The organism is Ochrobactrum sp. SFR4 (assembly GCF_019730395.1).
In the GTDB taxonomy this organism is placed as follows: Bacteria; Pseudomonadota; Alphaproteobacteria; order Rhizobiales; family Rhizobiaceae; genus Pseudochrobactrum.
In genome coordinates, this window is sequence record NZ_JAAPBB010000114.1 from 1 (window position 1) to 548 (window position 548).

Annotated in this window: 1 protein-coding gene and 1 pseudogene; both read left to right on the forward strand. The window is 45.8% G+C overall.

The window, feature by feature from the left end:
• The coding region (locus HBA93_RS18115) for a hypothetical protein (RefSeq protein ID WP_221724225.1) at positions 1-207 on the forward strand (207 nt) is incomplete at its 5' end.
• A gap of 106 nt (positions 208-313) precedes the next feature.
• Positions 314-548 (forward strand): annotated as a pseudogene (locus HBA93_RS18120) (hypothetical protein); the annotation flags it as partial.

Here is a 548-nt window from a genome sequence, read left to right on the forward strand (position 1 = left end):
GACATCATGGGGCGGATTGATTATCAGGTTTGGGTGGCCGCTCTTAAGCGCCTTGAGAAAAACTTAATGACCCGTTTAATCGACCACCGTTTAGTCTATTCCGATCTATCATTTGCCCCTTGGCTTGAAGGGTATGACGGGATTGGGATTTCTTTCAACCAAACAAACCGAAGTGCTGTCCGAGAAAAATTTTCTGCCCCCTGTTGACTTGCGGCAGTTACTTGACATACAACTGATGATGCAAAATTCTAACAATAAAGCCCCGACACTCGCGTGTTCGGGGTTTTTGCGTTTTTGGCTCTCGGAGATGGTTATGACAATAATCAGCGCTCGATGGGCGGATAATAATATTCAGAAATACGGAAAGCAGCTTGAAAGATTGCAGGAGCGTTTTCCCAAGGTTGTGCCGCGTATTGTCAATCAGGTTGGTAACCGATCAAAAACACAGGTTATCCGCGCTCTGACAAAACAAACCGGATTACCACGCAAAACAATCGTGAAGGCTGTTGGCAATCCGAACACAGCAAAGCCCGGAAAGTTATCATATG